The following is a 17,916-nucleotide window of genomic DNA, read 5'->3' on the forward strand; positions in this document are numbered from 1 at the left end:
GTTGATTCACACACCTACACTTATCGGCCATCACTCCCAAAGGAATAGCCCTGATGAAAGCCGTGCTGTGCAAAGCCTTCGGCCCTGCCGAATCGCTGGTGCTGGAAGACGTCGCCAGCCCTGTCGCCAAGAAAAACGAAATCCTGCTGGACGTACACGCCGCCGGGGTCAATTTCCCGGACACGCTGATCATCGAGGGCAAATACCAGTTCAAGCCGCCCTTCCCCTTCTCGCCGGGCGGTGAAGCGGCGGGCGTCGTGCGCGAAGTCGGCGAAAAGGTCAGCCACCTGACAGTCGGCGACCGGGTCATGGCCCTGACCGGTTGGGGCAGTTTTGCCGAGCAGGTGGCGGTGCCGGGCTACAACGTCCTGCCGATTCCGCCGTCGATGGATTTCAACGTCGCCGCTGCATTCAGCATGACCTACGGCACGTCGATGCACGCGCTCAAACAACGCGCCAACCTGCAACCGGGCGAAACCCTGCTGGTCCTCGGCGCATCCGGTGGTGTCGGCCTCGCCGCGGTGGAGATCGGCAAAGCCATGGGCGCCCGCGTGATCGCCGCCGCCAGCAGTGCCGAGAAACTCGCGGTGGCCAAGGCTGCCGGCGCCGATGAACTGATCAACTACAGCGAAGCCAGCCTCAAGGACGAGATCAAACGCCTCACCGACGGCCAGGGCGCCGACGTGATCTACGACCCGGTCGGCGGCGACCTGTTCGACCAGGCCATCCGCGCCATCGCCTGGAACGGCCGCCTGCTCGTAGTCGGCTTCGCCAGCGGCCGCATCCCCGAACTGCCGGTCAACCTCGCGCTGCTCAAAGGCGCGGCGGTGCTCGGCGTGTTCTGGGGCTCCTTTGCCCAGCGCCAACCCCAGGACAACGCAGCCAACTTTCAGCAGCTGTTCGCCTGGTTTGCCGAGGGCAAGCTCAAACCGCTGGTGTCACAGGTGTACCCACTGAGCAACGCCGCACAGGCAATCGATGATCTTGGCCAGCGCAAAGCCGTGGGCAAGGTTGTCGTTCAGGTTCGTTGAGAACATGGAGCGATCCGGAGCAGCGATCCGGATCGCCTCAGCACTGACATGCGCCTCTGAAATACGCAAAACCGCAGAAACCCACCCGAGCCACCATTCCCTCCGCGCCCCGTACTTGTCTCAGAGCGACATGTTCATAAAGGAACGCTCACCTGCCCAAATTTCCGCTGTTTTGCCGACGTGAAGCGATGCTATTTTCGGTAACGAAACTGTAACATTCGCATCCGCAGTCAAAACAAGAAAACTGGAGCTCTTGAATGTTTGCTTTCTTTCGTCCTGCCGCACATCAGGCTCCTTTGCCTGAAGAAAAAATAGACAGCACCTACCGCCGCCTGCGCTGGCAGATCTTCGCCGGTATCTTTATCGGCTACGCCGGTTACTACCTGCTGCGCAAGAACTTCTCCCTGGCCATGCCGTACCTGATCGATGAAGGCTACAGCCGTGGCGACCTCGGTCTGGCGATGTCGGCGATCGCCATTGCGTATGGTTTGTCGAAATTCCTCATGGGCCTGGTGTCCGACCGCTCCAACCCGCGCTTCTTCCTGCCGTTCGGCCTGCTGGTGTCGGCCGGGGTGATGTTCATTTTCGGTTTCGCGCCGTGGGCAACGTCCAGCGTGACGATGATGTTCATTCTGTTGTTCATCAACGGCTGGGCGCAGGGCATGGGCTGGCCGCCGAGCGGGCGGACCATGGTGCATTGGTGGTCGCAGAAGGAACGCGGTGGCGTGGTCTCGGTGTGGAACGTGGCGCATAACGTCGGCGGCGGTCTGATCGGCCCGCTGTTCCTGATCGGCATGGGCCTGTTCAATGACTGGCACGCGGCGTTCTACGTACCGGCAGCGGTAGCGCTGGGCGTGGCGGTATTCGCCTTCATCACCATGCGTGACACCCCGCAATCGGTCGGCCTGCCGCCGATCGAGCAGTACAAGAACGATTACCCGGAAGGCTACGACGCCAGCCACGAAGACGAATTCAGCGCCAAGGAAATCTTCGTCAAGTACGTGCTGCGCAACAAAATGCTTTGGTACATCGCCATGGCCAACGTTTTCGTCTACCTGCTGCGCTACGGCGTGCTGGACTGGGCGCCGACCTACTTGAAGGAAGCCAAGGGCTTCACCGTGGATAAAACCTCGTGGGCCTATTTCTTCTACGAGTGGGCGGGGATTCCAGGCACGCTGCTGTGCGGCTGGATGTCGGACAAGATCTTCCGTGGCAATCGTGGCCTGACCGGCATGGTGTTCATGGCGCTGGTGACTGTTGCGACCCTGGTGTACTGGCTGAATCCGGCCGGCAACCCGATGGTCGACATGATCGCCCTGCTGTCGATCGGGTTCCTGATCTACGGTCCGGTGATGCTGATCGGTCTGCAGGCGCTGGAACTGGCGCCGAAGAAAGCCGCCGGTACCGCAGCGGGCTTCACCGGCCTGTTCGGTTATCTGGGCGGTTCGGTCGCAGCCAGTGCGGCGATGGGCTACACCGTCGACCACTTCGGCTGGGATGGCGGTTTCGTCCTGCTGGTCGGCGCTTGCCTGCTGGCGATGGCCTTCCTTGCGCCAACGCTATGGCACAAGCAAGTTGCCAGTCAAAGCCGTGAAGCGGTCGCCTGATCGCTGTGTGATTTACAGCGCTTGAGCCGCGCCTCCAGATTTCGATCCGGCATGGCGTGGCTGCGCAGGGCGTGCACGGTCTGCTCGACATAATCGCGAGTGGTGCCGTAACGCCCGCTGGCGCTGGCAAAGACCTGGCTGAGCACATGATCCGGCAAGTTGCCGGCATAGCTCGGCAGGTGACGCTCCAGAACAAATCCCAAGGCCTGCACCTGAGTGCCATCTTCAAGCCGGCAATTGAGCCAGTGCGGGCGATACGACGGAAACGGCATCTCGCGTTTCCACAAGGCATACAGCGCCGTATCGAGATCGTCTTCCGGCAAACGGTAGGCAAAGCCACTGCATGAGCCACCGCGATCCAGACCGAATACCAGGCCGGGCATTTCCGGCGTACCCCGGTGCTCGTGGGACCACAGGTACAAACCACGATGATAGCCATGCACGCGACCGCGCATGCGCTCGACTGCCGTGCATTCCGGGCGCCAGATCAGCGAGCCATACGCGAACAGCCACACCGGCCCGCCCTTGTGGCGCGCCATGGTCGATTGCATGGAAGCGAGAAGTTGTTCGTGCGTCAGCTGCGGCCCAAGATCGAGCCGCGGAGGGTAAGCCAGGTTCAGAATTGCGTTTTCAATGGCGCTCATGGCGAATAGCGTTCAGCTCCCCGCGGGTGAAGAATTACTTAATAGAACGCACCGCTGTAACAATAAGGCACATATGTTTCAAGGCAATTTAAGTGCCACTGATTAATCGCCTGATTGATATATAACCTAGCGGTATTTATGCAATTAGATAAATACCGATCGGCTATATGTAGAGTTATAACGCGTTGCGAGCGCTACGCATTAAACCAGTGTGGGAGCGCGCTTGTTCCCACATTTTCAAGAGCGCGGCGCGTAGGCGAACACATCGGCGCGCATCTGATGCGCATCCATGCCCGCCTCGACCAGCGCGTCCAGCGTGCCGTAGACCATCGCTGGCGAACCGCTGGCATAGACGTGCAGCGGCTTCAGGTCGGGGAAATCCTCGCAAACCGCCTCGTGCAACATCCCGCAGCGCCCCTCCCAGCCGCACTGGTCGCTGACCACCTTGTGCAGGAACAGATTGGGCAGCTTCAGCCATTCGTCCCAGTGCTCGATCTGATAGAAATCCTCGGGCCGGCGCACGCCCCAATACAGATGCACTGGATGCTTGAAGCCTTCGGCGCGGCAATGTTCGATCAGGCTGTGAATCTGGCCCATGCCGGTACCGGCGGCGATCAGCACCAGCGGACCATCAGGCAACTCGGCGAGATGCGTATCGCCGAAAGGCAGTTCGACACGCACCATAGGGTTGCGTTGCAACTGCTCGATCAGGCTCAACGCACTGGTTTCGCGCGCCAGCACATGGATTTCCAGATCACGTCCGCCGTGGGGTGCCGATGCCATGGAGAACGCCGATTTCTCGCCGCTCTCGCGCTCGATCATCAAATATTGCCCGGCGTGATAGCGCGGCGGCTTGCCCGCCGGTGCGCGCAGACGCACGCGCCAGGTGTCGCCGCCGACCTCGCGGCACTCGATTACCTGACACGAGAGGCTACGCACCGGCAGCTCACCCAGCGCGAGCACGCCATCCCACAACAGCACGCAGTCTTCCAGCGGTGCGGCGATGCAGGTGTAGAACTCGCCATGGTCGTGGACTTTGCCGGCCTGCTCGACGCGCCCCTCGACCAGCAGCGCGGCACACACGTGGCAATTGCCGTTGCGGCAGCTTTGCGGGCAGTCATAGCCCAGGCGCCGCGCGCCGTCGAGAATCCGCTCACCGGGTTGTATCTCGAGCACGGCTCCGGAAGGCTGCAGGGTTACACGCATCAATCTATTCCTAACTGGTTCCAGATGGCATCGATCCGTTGGGTGACGGCGTCGTCCTTGACGATCACGCGGCCCCACTCGCGGGTGGTTTCGCCCGGCCACTTGTGGGTGGCATCCAGGCCCATTTTCGAGCCCAGGCCGGAGATCGGCGAGGCGAAGTCGAGGTAGTCGATCGGCGTGTTATCAATCATCACCGTGTCGCGCTTGGGGTCCATGCGCGTGGTGATGGCCCAGATCACGTCGTTCCAGTCGCGGGCGTTGATATCGTCGTCGGTGACGATAACGAACTTGGTGTACATGAACTGTCGCAAAAACGACCAGACGCCGAGCATCACGCGCTTGGCATGCCCCGGATACGACTTCTTCATCGTCACCACGGCCATGCGGTACGAGCAGCCTTCCGGCGGCAGGTAGAAATCGGTGATCTCCGGGAACTGCTTCTGCAGGATCGGCACGAACACTTCGTTCAGCGCCACGCCGAGAATCGCCGGCTCATCCGGCGGACGGCCGGTGTAAGTGCTGTGGTAGATCGGCTTGATCCGGTGGGTGATGCGCTCGACGGTGAACACCGGGAAGCTGTCGACTTCGTTGTAGTAACCGGTGTGGTCGCCATACGGACCTTCGTCGGCCATTTCGCCGGGATGAATCACGCCTTCAAGGATAATTTCCGCGGTGGCCGGCACTTGCAGGTCGTTGCCACGGCACTTGACCAGTTCCGTGCGATTGCCGCGCAAGAGCCCTGCGAAAGCATATTCGGAGAGGCTGTCCGGTACCGGCGTCACCGCACCGAGAATCGTCGCCGGATCGGCGCCAAGGGCCACGGACACCGGGAACGGCTGGCCCGGATGTTTCTCGCACCACTCGCGAAAGTCGAGGGCGCCGCCACGGTGGCTGAGCCAGCGCATGATCACCTTGTTGCGGCCGATCACTTGCTGGCGATAGATACCGAGGTTCTGGCGTTCCTTGTTCGGGCCTTTGGTGACGGTCAGACCCCAAGTGATCAACGGGCCGACGTCGCCGGGCCAGCAGGTCTGCACCGGCAACATAGCCAGATCGACGTCGTCGCCTTCGATGACCACTTCCTGGCACACCGCGTCTTTGACCACTTTCGGCGCCATGGAAATGATCTTGCGGAAGATAGGCAGTTTCGACCAGGCGTCCTTCAAGCCCTTCGGCGGCTCCGGCTCCTTGAGAAAGGCCAGCAGCTTGCCGATTTCACGCAGCTCGCTGACCGACTCGGCGCCCATGCCCATGGCCACCCGCTCGGGGGTGCCGAACAGGTTGCCGAGCACCGGAATGTCGTAACCGGTGGGTTTTTCGAACAGCAGCGCCGGCCCCTTGGCTCGCAGCGTGCGGTCGCACACCTCAGTCATCTCCAGCACCGGCGAGACGGGAATCTGGATGCGTTTCAACTCTCCGCGCTGCTCAAGCTGCTGCACGAAATCCCGAAGATCCTTGAATTTCATTGACGATGGCACCCTCAAAATAGGCGTACATCCTACCTGCTCTGAAGGGCAAACAGCAGTCCGTCAGAGCCTGACAGTACTCAATCTCGGTTTGTGCCCAGCAATACCGGCGCAAACAACGGGCTCAGCCTGGCGCTGCCAATGTCCGAGAGATGGTCCTCATCCTTGTACTGCGAGTGGCCGTTGACCTCGATGCTGCAGACCCCGTCAGCACACATCATCGGCGTCGGGTCGATGACGTGAACACCCGGATCGGCTTCGCTCATGGACGTGAACAAGTTGCCGAGAAAATGCTGGCGCGCCAGATGCTCATCAAGCGGACGCCCCAGACCTTCGGCGGACCGGCCAATCCTTGCCAGACTGGTCAGGCGGTTAATGGTGCCCTTGCGTTGCAGCGGCACCTCCTTGAACAGCCAGACCTGCACGCCGGCTGCGCGCAAGGCGGCCACCCGCGCGCGCAACGCGGCGGCCATGCGTTCCTCAGCCTGGGCGGTATCGTCATGGGCGTTGAGCAAAACCTTTCTGTCGCCATCCTCGCGACCATAGACGTAAAGACTCCAATTGGACGCCAATACCACGTCCTTGATGCCAAGGCTGAGCACTTTGTCCATGGTCTGCTGGTTGAAGTCCTTGCACCGCTGGCGCGGCTCGTCGCTGAGAATCGGCGGACAGGCGCTCATACTGAACAACCACACCGAACGACCGTCGCGGCGGGCATTGGCCTCGATGGCCGGCATCAACGCAGCCGCATGGCTGTCACCCCAGAACGCCTGGGTCGGCGGCGTACTCTGTTCGCCGCCGACCAGACAGGCCTTGTCGATCGATTTGTCTTGCGTCACCACCATGCATTTCATCTGCCCGGCACGCCATTCGCGGGCCTGCGCATATTCCAGAGCCTTGCCGCTCAGGCGCCCGGGGACACCGTCGGCCGAGCGAATCGCCGAACCGACCGCGACCAGTACAGCAATGGCCACTACCGCACCCGCCAGTATCGATTTACGTTCGCCCAGCAAACGCTTTTCTCGAAACGGCAATTCGATGTAGCGCAGGCTCAGCCACGCCAGACCCACTGCCAGCACCATCCAGGCGAGCGCCTCGAGCGGCTGGATACCGTCGATGGAAATGGCGTTGGCGTAAACGTAAATCGGCCAGTGCCACAGATACAGCGAATAAGACAGCAGGCCGATCCAGACCAGCGGTCGCAGGCTCAACAGTCGCGCGGCCCAGCTTGGTCCCTGGGCGCCTGACCAGATCAGGGCAGTGGTGCCCAATACCGGCAGCAACGCCGCCCATCCGGGAAACACCGTTGAGCGATCAAACGTGAACACGGCGAGCAGCACCGCTGCCAGACCGGCAATGCCGACCAACTGGTACAGCCACGGTCGTACGGCCTGTCTCGGCGCAGGCATTACCGCAAGCATTGCCCCGCACAACAATTCCCAGGCACGGGTCGGCAGAGAGAAAAAGGTGAATTCCGGCTTGTGCTCAATCCAGGCGATGTTCAGGCCAAAGGAAATCAGCAGCAATCCCAGCAACATCCAGCGCCAGTGTCTGACATAGCGAACCAGCACCGCCATCAGCAACGGGAAGAAGATGTAGTACTGCTCTTCAACCGCCAGCGACCAGGTGTGCAACAACGGTTTCAGATCGGAGGCCGGCTGGAAGTAGCCGTCCTCGCGCATGAACAGAATATTGGAGATGAACAGCGACTGATAACGCACCGTCCGGCCAAGTTCGGAGAAATCCTTCGCTGTCAGCAGCAGCCAACCCAGCGCCAGCGTCACCAGCATGACCACCGTCAGGGCCGGAATAATGCGGCGGGCACGGCGCGCCCAGAAATCGACAAAGCTGAAACGCTTGGCGCTGATTTCACGGAACAGGATCGAGGTGATCAGGAATCCGGAGATGACGAAGAAAACATCCACGCCGACAAAGCCGCCGCTGAATGTATTGAATCCGAAATGAAAGAGCACGACGGGAAGTACCGCGAGCGCGCGTAAGCCGTCGATATCACGGCGATTGCCAAACGTGTGCATGAAAAACCTTACCTGTTCTGGATACAGAATCCCTTGAAGGCGCGACGTTAGCAGCCGCGCAAACTTCAATCCAGATACAAATAAATCGCAGACAAAAAAAAGCGCCCCTTGTGGAGCGCTCCTTCTATCAGCGGCGTACTACTTGCGCTTCATCGACAAGAAGAACTCGTCGTTGGTCTTGGTCGTTTTCAGTTTGTCGACCAGGAACTCGATGGCGGCGACTTCGTCCATCGGGTGCAGCAGCTTGCGCAGGATCCACATGCGCTGCAGTTCGTCGTCGGCGGTCAGCAACTCTTCGCGGCGGGTGCCGGAGCGGTTGATGTTGATGGCCGGGAACACACGCTTCTCGGCGATCTTGCGATCCAGAGGCAGTTCCATGTTGCCGGTACCCTTGAACTCTTCGTAGATCACTTCGTCCATCTTCGAGCCGGTTTCAACCAGCGCGGTGGCGATAATGGTCAGCGAGCCGCCTTCTTCGATGTTACGCGCGGCGCCGAAGAAACGCTTCGGCTTCTCCAGGGCGTGGGCATCGACACCACCGGTCAGGACCTTGCCGGAGCTCGGGATCACGGTGTTGTAGGCTCGGGCCAGACGGGTGATGGAGTCGAGGAGGATCACCACGTCTTTCTTGTGTTCGACCAGGCGCTTGGCCTTCTCGATCACCATTTCAGCAACCTGCACGTGACGGGTCGGCGGCTCGTCGAAGGTCGAGGCAACCACTTCGCCGCGCACGGTGCGCTGCATTTCGGTCACTTCTTCCGGACGCTCGTCGATCAACAGCACGATCAGGTGAACTTCAGGATTGTTACGGGCGATGTTCGCTGCGATGTTCTGCAGCATGATGGTTTTACCGGCTTTCGGCGGTGCGACGATCAGGCCACGCTGACCTTTGCCGATCGGTGCACACAGGTCGATCACACGACCAGTGAGGTCTTCGGTCGAACCGTTACCGGCTTCCATCTTCATGCGCACGGTCGGGAACAGCGGAGTCAGGTTCTCGAAGAGAATCTTGTTTTTCGCGTTCTCCGGACGATCAAAGTTGATCGTGTCGACCTTGAGCAGGGCGAAATACCGCTCGCCTTCCTTCGGAGGACGAATCTTGCCAACGATGGTGTCACCGGTGCGCAAGTTGAAGCGGCGGATCTGGCTCGGCGAGACGTAGATGTCGTCAGGGCCGGCGAGGTAGGAAGCGTCTGCGGAGCGCAGGAAGCCGAAGCCGTCCTGGAGAATCTCCAGCACGCCATCACCGGAGATTTCCTCGCCGCTTTTCGCGTGTTTTTTCAGCAGGGAGAAAATCACGTCCTGCTTGCGCGAACGGGCCATATTTTCTATGCCCATCTGTTCGGCTAATTCGAGCAGTTCGGTAATCGGCTTTTGCTTGAGTTCAGTCAGATTCATATAGGAATGACGTAATCATTTATGGAGGGGGGAAATTAAGCTTTTGGCTTAATGAGGCCGCGCCGCGGAGAAGGCGACAGGATCGCGAACTAATTCGAAAAGGAGTGCGTCGGCGACGGCTAGCAGGGGGCAGTGGAGAAACCAGTGCGGGGCCGAATGTACCACCTGAGTTTCGGAGCGTCTAGCCCTGAATACGCAAAAAGCCCCGCGATTTGCGGGGCTTTTTTTCAGCGTTTTACTGCGACGCTCAGATGTTGGCGTCGAGGAAAGCCGCCAGTTGCGACTTCGACAGTGCGCCGACTTTGGTCGCTTCAACGTTGCCGTTCTTGAACAGCATCAGCGTCGGGATACCACGCACGCCATGCTTGGCCGGGGTTTCCTGGTTTTCGTCGATGTTCAGTTTGGCGACGGTCAGCTTGCCTTTGTAAGTCTCGGCAATCTCGTCCAGAACCGGTGCGATCATTTTGCAAGGGCCGCACCATTCAGCCCAGTAGTCGACCAGGACAGCGCCTTCGGCCTTGAGTACGTCGGCTTCGAAGCTAGCGTCGCTAACGTGTTTGATCAGATCGCTGCTCATGGAATTCTCCAGGTTGTAAGCAAAAAAACGTGGCCCATCATAGCCGCCCTTCCCTTGTTCAGGAAGCCGCAGATGATTGAGTGTTGCTATGGCCCCTGATGAGTTTGGGTATAGCTCAAGTCACGCCGTGGCGGGAGCGATGAAGGCGATTCCGGTGCGCAGTGCGGCGTTGCGCACGTGTTCCTGCATGGCTTTTTGCGCTGCTCCCGACGCACGGCGCGCCAAGGCACGGAGGATCTTGCGGTGTTCCTGCCAGGTTTCCATGGCGCGCTCGGCGCGGATGAACGGCAGTTTCTGGCTCTCGAGGAAGATCTCGGCGCTGGCGGTGAGAATGCTCAGCATCGCCTGATTGCCGCTGGCGAGAAGGATGCGCCGGTGAAATTCGAAGTCGAGTTTCGCCGCTGCTTCGAAGTCGCCGCCGCGCAAGTGCTCGCGCATCGCCGCGACATTGTCTTCCAGCGCATCCAGATCAAACGTACTCAAGGTTGTCGCGGCGAGCCCGGCGGCGAAGCCCTCCAGCGCGTAGCGCAACTGAAAGATGTCCAGCGGCGAGGCTTGCGCCGCGAATGGCCAGCCCGGCGCTTCGCCGCGCGACAACTCGACCGGCGACTGCACGAACACGCCCTTGCCCGGCTGAATACTGACCACGCCCAGTGCACTGAGCGACGACAAGGCTTCACGCAAGGAAGCGCGGCTGACGCCCAGTTGCAGCGCCAGATCCCGTTGCGACGGCAACGCATCGCCGGCGCCGAAACCCTGTTCGGTGATCAGTTTGCGGATCGCTTGCAGCGCCACTTCGGGTACGGCGCGGGAGATCGAATTCATGGTTTGCGGACGCATCAGGGCCAAGGTGCGGCTAGTTGTAAAGCTATTCGCCGAGTCCGGCAAGTCGTGCCCCAGCGGGGTTCGGCGCGGGCAGCCGATGCGCCATCGCAGTGCGAAAACCAAGTTGACTGTTCAGACCAGTAAGACCGAACCAAACCGCTGCTACCGCGGCCTGCCGGGGCGAAATCCACCTCTTGGCACGGCCCATGCTCTGTCCGATCGGAGCAACCACTTCCCGCCGATCCGGAGATTGTCCATGACCCAGCGTTACAGCGCCCTCCTCGCTTCCCTGTTTGCCGGCCTGCTGCTGTGCCAGGCTCCCGCTCACGCCGACGGTCTGGACGACGTGGTCAAACGCGGCACGCTGAAAATCGCCGTGCCCCAGGACTTCCCGCCCTTCGGCTCGGTCGGCCCGGACATGAAGCCGCGCGGCCTGGATATCGACACGGCGAAACTGCTGGCTGACCAACTCAAGGTCAAACTCGAGCTTACGCCGGTCAACAGCACCAACCGCATTCCGTTCCTCACCACCGGTAAGGTCGATCTGGTGATTTCCAGCCTTGGCAAAAACGCCGAGCGCGAGAAGGTCATCGACTTCTCTCGCGCCTATGCGCCGTTCTACCTCGCCGTGTTCGGCCCGCCAGACGCTGCGATCACCAGCCTCGACGACCTCAAGGGCAAGACCATCAGCGTCACCCGTGGCGCCATCGAAGACATCGAGCTGAGCAAAGTCGCCCCCGAAGGCGTGACCATCAAACGTTTCGAAGACAACAACTCGACCATCGCCGCTTATCTGGCAGGGCAAGTCGATCTGATCGCCAGCGGCAACGTAGTGATGGTGGCCATCAGCGAGAAGAACCCCAAGCGCGTACCGGCGCTGAAGGTGAAGCTCAAGGATTCGCCGGTCTACGTCGGTGTGAACAAGAACGAAGCGGCGCTGCTGGCCAAGGTCAACGACATCCTCAACACCGCCAAGGCTGACGGCGCACTGGAAAAGAATTCGCAGACCTGGCTGAAAGAGCCGCTGCCGGCCGATCTCTGATCGACTGCGCGGGAGACCTTCATGGCTTATCAGTTCGATTTTTTGCCGGTGGTGGAAAACACCGACCTGCTGCTGCGCGGCGCCCTGTTCACCCTCGAGCTGACCGCCATCGGCGCATTGCTCGGGGTCGGCGTCGGGATTGTCGGGGCGCTGGTGCGGGCGTGGCAGATCCGCCCGTTCTCGGCGATCTTCGGCGTCTACGTCGAGTTGATCCGCAACACGCCGTTTCTGGTGCAACTGTTCTTCATCTTCTTCGGCCTGCCGTCGCTCGGCATGCAGATCTCGGAGTGGCAGGCGGCGGTGCTGGCGATGGTGATCAACCTTGGCGCCTATTCGACCGAGATCATCCGCGCCGGCATCCAGGCGATTCCGCGCGGGCAGCTGGAAGCCGCTGCGGCACTGGCGATGACGCGCTTCGAAGCGTTCCGCCACGTCGTCCTGCTGCCGGCGCTGGGTAAGGTCTGGCCGGCGCTGAGCAGCCAGATCATCATCGTCATGCTCGGTTCGGCGGTGTGTTCGCAGATCGCCACGGAAGAATTGAGCTTCGCCGCCAACTTCATTCAGTCGCGCAACTTCCGCGCCTTTGAAACCTACGCGCTGACCACCCTGATCTACCTGTGCATGGCGCTGCTGATCCGCCAATTGCTCAACTGGTTCGGCCGCCGGTTCATTGCGAGGAGCAGCTAATGAGCGATTTCACTTTCTGGGACATCCTGCGCAACCTGCTCACCGGCCTGCAATGGACGCTGGCGCTGTCGCTGGTGGCGTTCATCGGCGGCGGCCTCGTCGGCCTGCTGATTCTGGTGATGCGCATCTCCAAGAACACCCTGCCCAGCAGCATCGCCCGCACCTGGATCGAGCTGTTTCAGGGCACGCCACTGTTGATGCAGCTGTTTCTGGTGTTCTTCGGTGTGGCGCTGGCCGGCATCGAGATTTCGCCGTGGATGGCCGCCGCGATCGCTTTGACCTTGTTCACCAGCGCCTATCTGGCGGAGATCTGGCGCGGTTGCGTCGAGGCCATTCCCCACGGTCAGTGGGAAGCTTCGTCGAGCCTGGCGCTCAATCCGCTGGAGCAGTTGCGCTATGTGATTCTGCCGCAAGCGCTGCGCATCGCCGTGGCGCCGACCGTGGGCTTCTCGGTGCAAGTGGTCAAAGGCACAGCGGTGACCTCGATCATCGGCTTCACCGAACTGACGAAGACCGGCGGCATGCTCGCCAATGCCACGTTCGAACCGTTCATGGTCTATGGCCTCGTCGCCCTCGGCTACTTCCTGCTCTGCTACCCCTTGTCCCTCAGTGCGCGCTACTTGGAAAGGAGACTGCATGCCTCTGCTTAGAATTTCCGCCCTGCATAAATATTACGGCGATCACCACGTACTCAAAGGCATCGACCTCAGCGTCGAGGAAGGTCAGGTCGTGGCGATCATCGGCCGCAGTGGCTCGGGCAAATCGACCCTGTTGCGCACGCTCAATGGCCTGGAGTCGATCAACGACGGCGTGATCGAAGTCGACGGCGAATACCTCGACGCCGCCCGCGCCGATCTGCGCAGCCTGCGACAGAAAGTCGGCATGGTCTTTCAGCAGTTCAACCTGTTCCCGCACCTGACCGTCGGCGAAAACGTCATGCTCGCCCCGCAAGTGGTGCAGAAAGTATCCAAGGCCAAGGCAGCCGAACTGGCGCGCGAAATGCTCGAGCGGGTCGGGCTCGGGGAAAAATTCGATGCCTTTCCGGATCGCCTGTCCGGCGGCCAGCAACAGCGCGTGGCGATTGCCCGGGCCCTGGCGATGTCGCCGAAGGTGCTGCTGTGCGATGAAATCACCTCGGCCCTCGACCCTGAGCTGGTCAACGAAGTGCTCAGCGTGGTGCGGCAATTGGCCAAGGAAGGCATGACACTGATCATGGTCACCCACGAAATGCGCTTTGCCCGGGAAGTCGGCGACAAACTGGTGTTCATGCACCACGGCAAGGTGCATGAGGCGGGCGATCCGAAGGTGTTGTTTGCCAATCCGCAGACGGCAGAGCTGGCGAACTTTATTGGCACGGTGGAGGCGACAGCCTGAAGCAGCCTCATCCTGATCGTTCCCACGCAGAGCGTAGGAACGATCAGGTTTGAACCATGCGCGTTGGCGCCAGCGTTTGATCGTGGCACGATGTCGGGGTTATCGACCGAGACCCCCTGACCATGCCGCAATCCCAAGCCAAGAATCTGTCCCTGATCGCCGCAATCGACCTGGGCTCCAACAGCTTTCACATGGTCGTGGCCAAGGCCCAGAACGGCGAAATCCGCATCCTCGAGCGCCTCGGCGAGAAGGTGCAACTGGCCGCCGGCATCGACGACGCGCGCCAGCTCAACGAAGAATCGATGCAGCGCGGCCTCGATTGCCTCAAGCGCTTTGCCCAACTGATCAACGGTATGCCGCTCGGCGCCGTGCGCATCGTCGGCACCAACGCCCTGCGTGAAGCGCGCAACCGCGGCGAATTCATCCGCCGCGCCGAGGAAATCCTCGGCCACACGGTAGAAGTCATCTCCGGCCGTGAAGAAGCGCGCCTGATCTATCTCGGCGTTTCGCACACACTCGCCGACACCCCAGGCAAACGTTTGGTCGCCGACATCGGCGGCGGCAGTACCGAATTCATCATCGGCCAGCGCTTCGAGCCGTTGCTGCGTGAAAGCCTGCAGATGGGCTGCGTGAGTTTCACTCAGCGCTACTTCAAGGACGGCAAGATCACCCCGGCCCGCTACGCCCAGGCCTATACGGCGGCGCGCCTGGAAATCATGAGCATCGAGCACGCCCTGCATCGCCTGACCTGGGATGAAGCCATCGGCTCTTCCGGTACGATTCGCGCCATCGGCCTGGCCCTGAAGGCTGGCGGCCATGGCAGCGGCGAGGTCAACGCCGAAGGCTTGGCGTGGCTCAAGCGCAAGCTGTTCAAGCTGGGCGACGCCGACAAGATCGATTTCGAAGGCATCAAGCCTGACCGCCGCGCGATCTTCCCGGCGGGCCTGGCGATTCTCGAAGCGATCTTCGACGCCCTCGAACTGCAACGCATGGACCATTGCGAAGGCGCGCTGCGTGAAGGCGTGCTCTACGACCTGCTCGGCCGCCATCATCACGAAGACGTGCGCGAACGCACCCTGACCTCATTGATGGAGCGCTATCACGTCGATCTGGAACAGGCGGCGCGGGTTGAGCGCAAGGCCCTGCACGCGTTCGATCAGGTCGCCGTCGACTGGGAACTGGACGACGGCATCTGGCGCGAACTGCTCGGCTGGGCGGCGAAAGTCCACGAAGTCGGCCTCGACATCGCTCACTATCACTACCACAAGCACGGCGCCTACCTGATCGAGCACTCCGATCTGGCCGGCTTCTCCCGAGAAGACCAGCAGATGCTCGCGCTATTGGTGCGAGGCCATCGGCGCAATATCCCCAAGGACAAATTTGCCGAGTTCGGCGATGACGGCATCAAGCTGATTCGCCTGTGCGTGCTGCTGCGGTTTGCCATTCTGTTCCATCACATTCGCGGAACCCAGGCGATGCCGCAGGTGGTGCTGCATGCCAATGGCGACCATCTCGATGTGCAATTCCCGGAGAACTGGCTGGATGAAAATCAGCTGACCCAGGCGGATTTCGGACTTGAGGCGGACTGGCTGACGCGGGTGGGGATTGTTCTCACGGTGCACTGACACTGATTGTGGCGAGGGGATTTATCCCCGCTGGCCTGCGCAGCAGGCCTGATTTTGCCTCAAGGGGTCGCTTCGCGCCCAACGGGGATAAATCCCCTCGCCACAGGTCGGAATCAGTGTAGATACAAAAAAGGCGATCCCGAGGGATCGCCTTTTTTATTGGGCTGACGGTCAACTGCTCACCGGCAATATCGGGCTGCCCAACCGCTCCAGCAACGTCGCCTGCGCACTGCGCGGGTTCTGGTTGCCAGTGGGCGTGTTGCGGATGTAGCGGCCGTCCGACTGCAAACTCCAGCTGTGGGTGTTGTCGGTCAGGTACAGCTCCAGCTCCTTCTTGACGCGGGTCAGCAGCTTCTTGCCTTCCACCGGGAAGCAGGTCTCGACGCGCTTGTCGAGGTTGCGCTCCATCCAGTCGGCGCTGGAGAGGAACATCTGCTCGTCGCCGCCGTTGAGGAAGTAGAACACCCGCGTGTGCTCGAGGAAGCGGCCAATGATCGAGCGCACATGAATGTTGTGCGAGACCCCGGCGATGCCCGGGCGCAGGCAGCACATGCCGCGCACCACCAGATCGATGCGCACCCCGGACTGACTGGCCTTGTACAGCGCGCGGATGATCTTCGGATCGGTCAGCGAGTTGAACTTGGCGATGATGTGCGCCGGTTTGCCTTCGAGGGCGAACTGGGTTTCGCGGGCAATCATGTCGAGCATGCCCTTCTTCAGGGTGAACGGCGCATGCAGCAGCTTTTTCATGCGCAGCGTCTTGCCCATGCCGATCAACTGGCTGAACAGTTTGCCGACGTCCTCGCACAAGGCGTCGTCGGAGGTCAGCAAGCTGTAGTCGGTGTAAAGCTTGGCGTTACCGGCGTGGTAGTTGCCGGTACCGAGATGCGCATAACGGACGATCTCGCCAGCCTCACGGCGCAGGATCAGCATCATCTTGGCGTGGGTCTTGAAGCCGACCACACCGTAGATCACCACCGCACCCGCCGCCTGCAGACGGCTGGCCAGTTGCAGGTTGGACTCTTCGTCGAAGCGCGCGCGCAGCTCGATCACCGCCGTGACTTCCTTGCCGTTACGCGCGGCGTCGACCAGCGCATCGACGATCTCGGAGTTGGCGCCGGAGCGGTACAGGGTCTGGCGAACGGCGAGAACGTGCGGGTCTTTCGCCGCCTGACGCAGCAGGTCGACCACCGGGGTGAACGACTCGAACGGGTGCAGCAGGAGGATGTCCTGCTTGCTGACCACGCTGAAGATGTTTTCGCTGTTCTGCAGCAGTTTCGGGATCTGCGGGGTGAACGGCGTGTATTGCAGCTCCGGATGGCTGTCCAGACCTGTGATGCTGAACAGGCGCGTCAGGTTGACCGGGCCGTTGACCTGATACAGCTCGGTCTCGCTCAGGTTGAACTGCTTGAGCAGGTAGTCCGAGAGATGTTTCGGGCAAGTGTCGGCAACTTCCAGACGCACCGCGTCACCGTAGCGCCGCGAGAACAGCTCGCCACGCAGGGCGCGGGCGAGGTCTTCGACGTCTTCGGAGTCGAGCGCCAGGTCGGCATTTCGGGTCAGACGGAACTGGTAGCAGCCCTTTACCTTCATCCCCTGAAACAGGTCATCGGCGTGGGCGTGGATCATCGATGACAGGAACACATAGTTGTCGCCGGCGCCGCCGACTTCTTCCGGCACCTTGATGATCCGCGGCAGCAGACGCGGAGCCGGAATGATCGCCAGACCGGAGTCGCGACCGAAGGCGTCGATGCCTTCGAGCTCGACGATGAAGTTCAGGCTCTTGTTCACCAGCAGCGGGAACGGGTGCGTCGGGTCGAGGCCGATCGGGGTGATGATTGGCGCGATCTCGTCGCGGAAATAGCGGCGGACCCAGGTCTTGAGCTTGGTCGTCCAGTTGCGCCGACGGATGAAGCGCACCTGATGCTTTTCCAGCTCCGGCAGGAGGATGTCGTTGAGGATCGCGTACTGGCGGTCAACGTGACCGTGAACCAGCTCGCTGATCCGCGCCAGCGCCTGATGCGGCTGCAAGCCGTCAGCGCCGGCCTGTTCGCGGGCGAAGGTGATCTGCTTTTTCAGCCCGGCGACGCGGATTTCAAAGAATTCATCGAGGTTGCTGGAGAAGATCAGCAGGAACTTCAGCCGCTCCAGCAACGGGTAGGACTCGTCCAGCGCCTGTTCCAGCACGCGGATGTTGAACTGCAATTGCGAAAGCTCGCGGTGGATGTACAGGCTGCTGTCATCCAGGCCGGGAATGGCGATCGCCGGCACCGCCGCGGCGGTTTCGGCGACCGGCGCGGGTGGCGCAGGCTCCAGTTCCGGCGGAGTTTCGGTGATTTGCTCGACCACCGGCTGAGCTTCTTTTACGGCAACTTCAGTGAGTCCTTCGGTATTCATG

General features: G+C 61.0%; 15 protein-coding genes. 7 read left to right on the plus strand and 8 right to left on the minus strand.

What is annotated here, in order from left to right:
- The first annotated feature begins 53 nt into the window (after positions 1 to 53).
- Complete coding sequence (locus ACZ0AZ_RS07665; RefSeq protein WP_129997893.1) at positions 54 to 1,031, plus strand: NADPH:quinone oxidoreductase family protein; 978 nt, start codon at positions 54 to 56, stop codon at positions 1,029 to 1,031.
- Positions 1,032 to 1,288: 257 nt separating this feature from the next.
- Positions 1,289 to 2,638: a glycerol-3-phosphate transporter gene (gene glpT / locus ACZ0AZ_RS07670; protein WP_039757430.1), complete on the plus strand. Its 1,350-nt coding sequence runs from the start codon at positions 1,289 to 1,291 to the stop codon at positions 2,636 to 2,638.
- On the opposite strand, the gene ACZ0AZ_RS07675 is transcribed toward glpT, so the two are convergent.
- From ACZ0AZ_RS07675 to ACZ0AZ_RS07705, 7 genes are all read right to left on the minus strand, one after another.
- Positions 2,614 to 3,282 (minus strand): gamma-glutamylcyclotransferase, encoded by a 669-nt coding sequence (locus ACZ0AZ_RS07675; protein WP_039757429.1) that lies wholly within the window; start codon positions 3,280 to 3,282, stop codon positions 2,614 to 2,616. The genes glpT and ACZ0AZ_RS07675 overlap by 25 nt on opposite strands.
- A gap of 237 nt (positions 3,283 to 3,519) precedes the next feature.
- Positions 3,520 to 4,488 carry a CDP-6-deoxy-delta-3,4-glucoseen reductase gene (locus ACZ0AZ_RS07680; protein WP_101161513.1) on the minus strand — a complete coding sequence of 323 codons (969 nt, stop codon included), beginning with the start codon at positions 4,486 to 4,488 and terminating at the stop codon, positions 3,520 to 3,522.
- A complete protein-coding gene (gene ubiD / locus ACZ0AZ_RS07685) occupies positions 4,488 to 5,954 on the minus strand; it encodes a 4-hydroxy-3-polyprenylbenzoate decarboxylase (RefSeq protein ID WP_039757427.1) in 1,467 nt (488 codons plus the stop codon). Before ubiD ends, ACZ0AZ_RS07680 begins: the two co-directional genes overlap by 1 nt.
- 80 nt (positions 5,955 to 6,034) lie before the next feature.
- Positions 6,035 to 7,990 carry an acyltransferase family protein gene (locus ACZ0AZ_RS07690; protein ID WP_463537153.1) on the minus strand — a complete coding sequence of 652 codons (1,956 nt, stop codon included), beginning with the start codon at positions 7,988 to 7,990 and terminating at the stop codon, positions 6,035 to 6,037.
- 138 nt (positions 7,991 to 8,128) lie between these two features.
- Positions 8,129 to 9,388 carry a transcription termination factor Rho gene (gene rho / locus ACZ0AZ_RS07695; protein ID WP_003229334.1) on the minus strand — a complete coding sequence of 420 codons (1,260 nt, stop codon included), beginning with the start codon at positions 9,386 to 9,388 and terminating at the stop codon, positions 8,129 to 8,131.
- Between the two features lie 247 nt (positions 9,389 to 9,635).
- Entirely contained in the window at positions 9,636 to 9,965 is a 330-nt protein-coding gene (gene trxA / locus ACZ0AZ_RS07700) for a thioredoxin TrxA (protein ID WP_003206727.1), read from the minus strand.
- Positions 9,966 to 10,085: 120 nt separating this feature from the next.
- Positions 10,086 to 10,790: a FadR/GntR family transcriptional regulator gene (locus ACZ0AZ_RS07705; RefSeq protein WP_071172248.1), complete on the minus strand. Its 705-nt coding sequence runs from the start codon at positions 10,788 to 10,790 to the stop codon at positions 10,086 to 10,088.
- A 256-nt stretch (positions 10,791 to 11,046) separates the two neighbouring features.
- On the opposite strand from ACZ0AZ_RS07705, the gene ACZ0AZ_RS07710 reads away from it, so the two are divergent.
- From ACZ0AZ_RS07710 to ppx, 5 genes are all read left to right on the plus strand, one after another.
- Positions 11,047 to 11,832 (plus strand): transporter substrate-binding domain-containing protein, encoded by a 786-nt coding sequence (locus ACZ0AZ_RS07710; protein ID WP_463537154.1) that lies wholly within the window; start codon positions 11,047 to 11,049, stop codon positions 11,830 to 11,832.
- Between the two features lie 21 nt (positions 11,833 to 11,853).
- The gene (locus ACZ0AZ_RS07715) at positions 11,854 to 12,519 is read left to right on the plus strand and encodes an amino acid ABC transporter permease (protein WP_039757424.1); all 666 of its coding nucleotides are present in this window, start codon (positions 11,854 to 11,856) and stop codon (positions 12,517 to 12,519) included.
- A complete protein-coding gene (locus ACZ0AZ_RS07720) occupies positions 12,519 to 13,169 on the plus strand; it encodes an amino acid ABC transporter permease (protein WP_016772621.1) in 651 nt (216 codons plus the stop codon). The genes ACZ0AZ_RS07715 and ACZ0AZ_RS07720 overlap by 1 nt, the downstream gene beginning before the upstream one ends.
- Positions 13,156 to 13,893, plus strand: a complete 738-nt coding sequence (locus ACZ0AZ_RS07725; protein ID WP_129997898.1) for an amino acid ABC transporter ATP-binding protein — start codon at positions 13,156 to 13,158, stop codon at positions 13,891 to 13,893. Before ACZ0AZ_RS07720 ends, ACZ0AZ_RS07725 begins: the two co-directional genes overlap by 14 nt.
- Before the next feature lie 122 nt (positions 13,894 to 14,015).
- Positions 14,016 to 15,518, plus strand: a complete 1,503-nt coding sequence (gene ppx / locus ACZ0AZ_RS07730) for an exopolyphosphatase (RefSeq protein WP_039757422.1) — start codon at positions 14,016 to 14,018, stop codon at positions 15,516 to 15,518.
- Positions 15,519 to 15,689: 171 nt separating this feature from the next.
- On the opposite strand, the gene ppk1 is transcribed toward ppx, so the two are convergent.
- On the minus strand, positions 15,690 to 17,915 hold the full coding sequence (gene ppk1 / locus ACZ0AZ_RS07735; protein WP_101161521.1) for a polyphosphate kinase 1: 2,226 nt from the start codon (positions 17,913 to 17,915) through the stop codon (positions 15,690 to 15,692).
- Position 17,916: the final 1 nt, after the last annotated feature.

Source organism: Pseudomonas sp. AC239, assembly GCF_979258545.1.

Excerpts from the sequence above, each read along its gene's own strand:
- ACZ0AZ_RS07725 (WP_129997898.1), top strand. The coding sequence starts at position 13,156 with ATGCCTCTGCTTAGAATTTCCGCCCTGCATAAATATTACGGCGATCAC.
- ACZ0AZ_RS07710 (WP_463537154.1), top strand. The coding sequence starts at position 11,047 with ATGACCCAGCGTTACAGCGCCCTCCTCGCTTCCCTGTTTGCCGGCCTG.
- trxA (WP_003206727.1), bottom strand. The coding sequence starts at position 9,965 with ATGAGCAGCGATCTGATCAAACACGTTAGCGACGCTAGCTTCGAAGCC.
- ACZ0AZ_RS07675 (WP_039757429.1), bottom strand. The coding sequence starts at position 3,282 with ATGAGCGCCATTGAAAACGCAATTCTGAACCTGGCTTACCCTCCGCGG.
- ppx (WP_039757422.1), top strand. The coding sequence starts at position 14,016 with ATGCCGCAATCCCAAGCCAAGAATCTGTCCCTGATCGCCGCAATCGAC.
- rho (WP_003229334.1), bottom strand. The coding sequence starts at position 9,388 with ATGAATCTGACTGAACTCAAGCAAAAGCCGATTACCGAACTGCTCGAA.
- ppk1 (WP_101161521.1), bottom strand. The coding sequence starts at position 17,915 with ATGAATACCGAAGGACTCACTGAAGTTGCCGTAAAAGAAGCTCAGCCG.
- ACZ0AZ_RS07665 (WP_129997893.1), top strand. The coding sequence starts at position 54 with ATGAAAGCCGTGCTGTGCAAAGCCTTCGGCCCTGCCGAATCGCTGGTG.
- ACZ0AZ_RS07680 (WP_101161513.1), bottom strand. The coding sequence starts at position 4,488 with ATGCGTGTAACCCTGCAGCCTTCCGGAGCCGTGCTCGAGATACAACCC.
- glpT (WP_039757430.1), top strand. The coding sequence starts at position 1,289 with ATGTTTGCTTTCTTTCGTCCTGCCGCACATCAGGCTCCTTTGCCTGAA.
- ACZ0AZ_RS07720 (WP_016772621.1), top strand. The coding sequence starts at position 12,519 with ATGAGCGATTTCACTTTCTGGGACATCCTGCGCAACCTGCTCACCGGC.
- ACZ0AZ_RS07705 (WP_071172248.1), bottom strand. The coding sequence starts at position 10,790 with ATGAATTCGATCTCCCGCGCCGTACCCGAAGTGGCGCTGCAAGCGATC.
- ubiD (WP_039757427.1), bottom strand. The coding sequence starts at position 5,954 with ATGAAATTCAAGGATCTTCGGGATTTCGTGCAGCAGCTTGAGCAGCGC.
- ACZ0AZ_RS07715 (WP_039757424.1), top strand. The coding sequence starts at position 11,854 with ATGGCTTATCAGTTCGATTTTTTGCCGGTGGTGGAAAACACCGACCTG.
- ACZ0AZ_RS07690 (WP_463537153.1), bottom strand. The coding sequence starts at position 7,990 with ATGCACACGTTTGGCAATCGCCGTGATATCGACGGCTTACGCGCGCTC.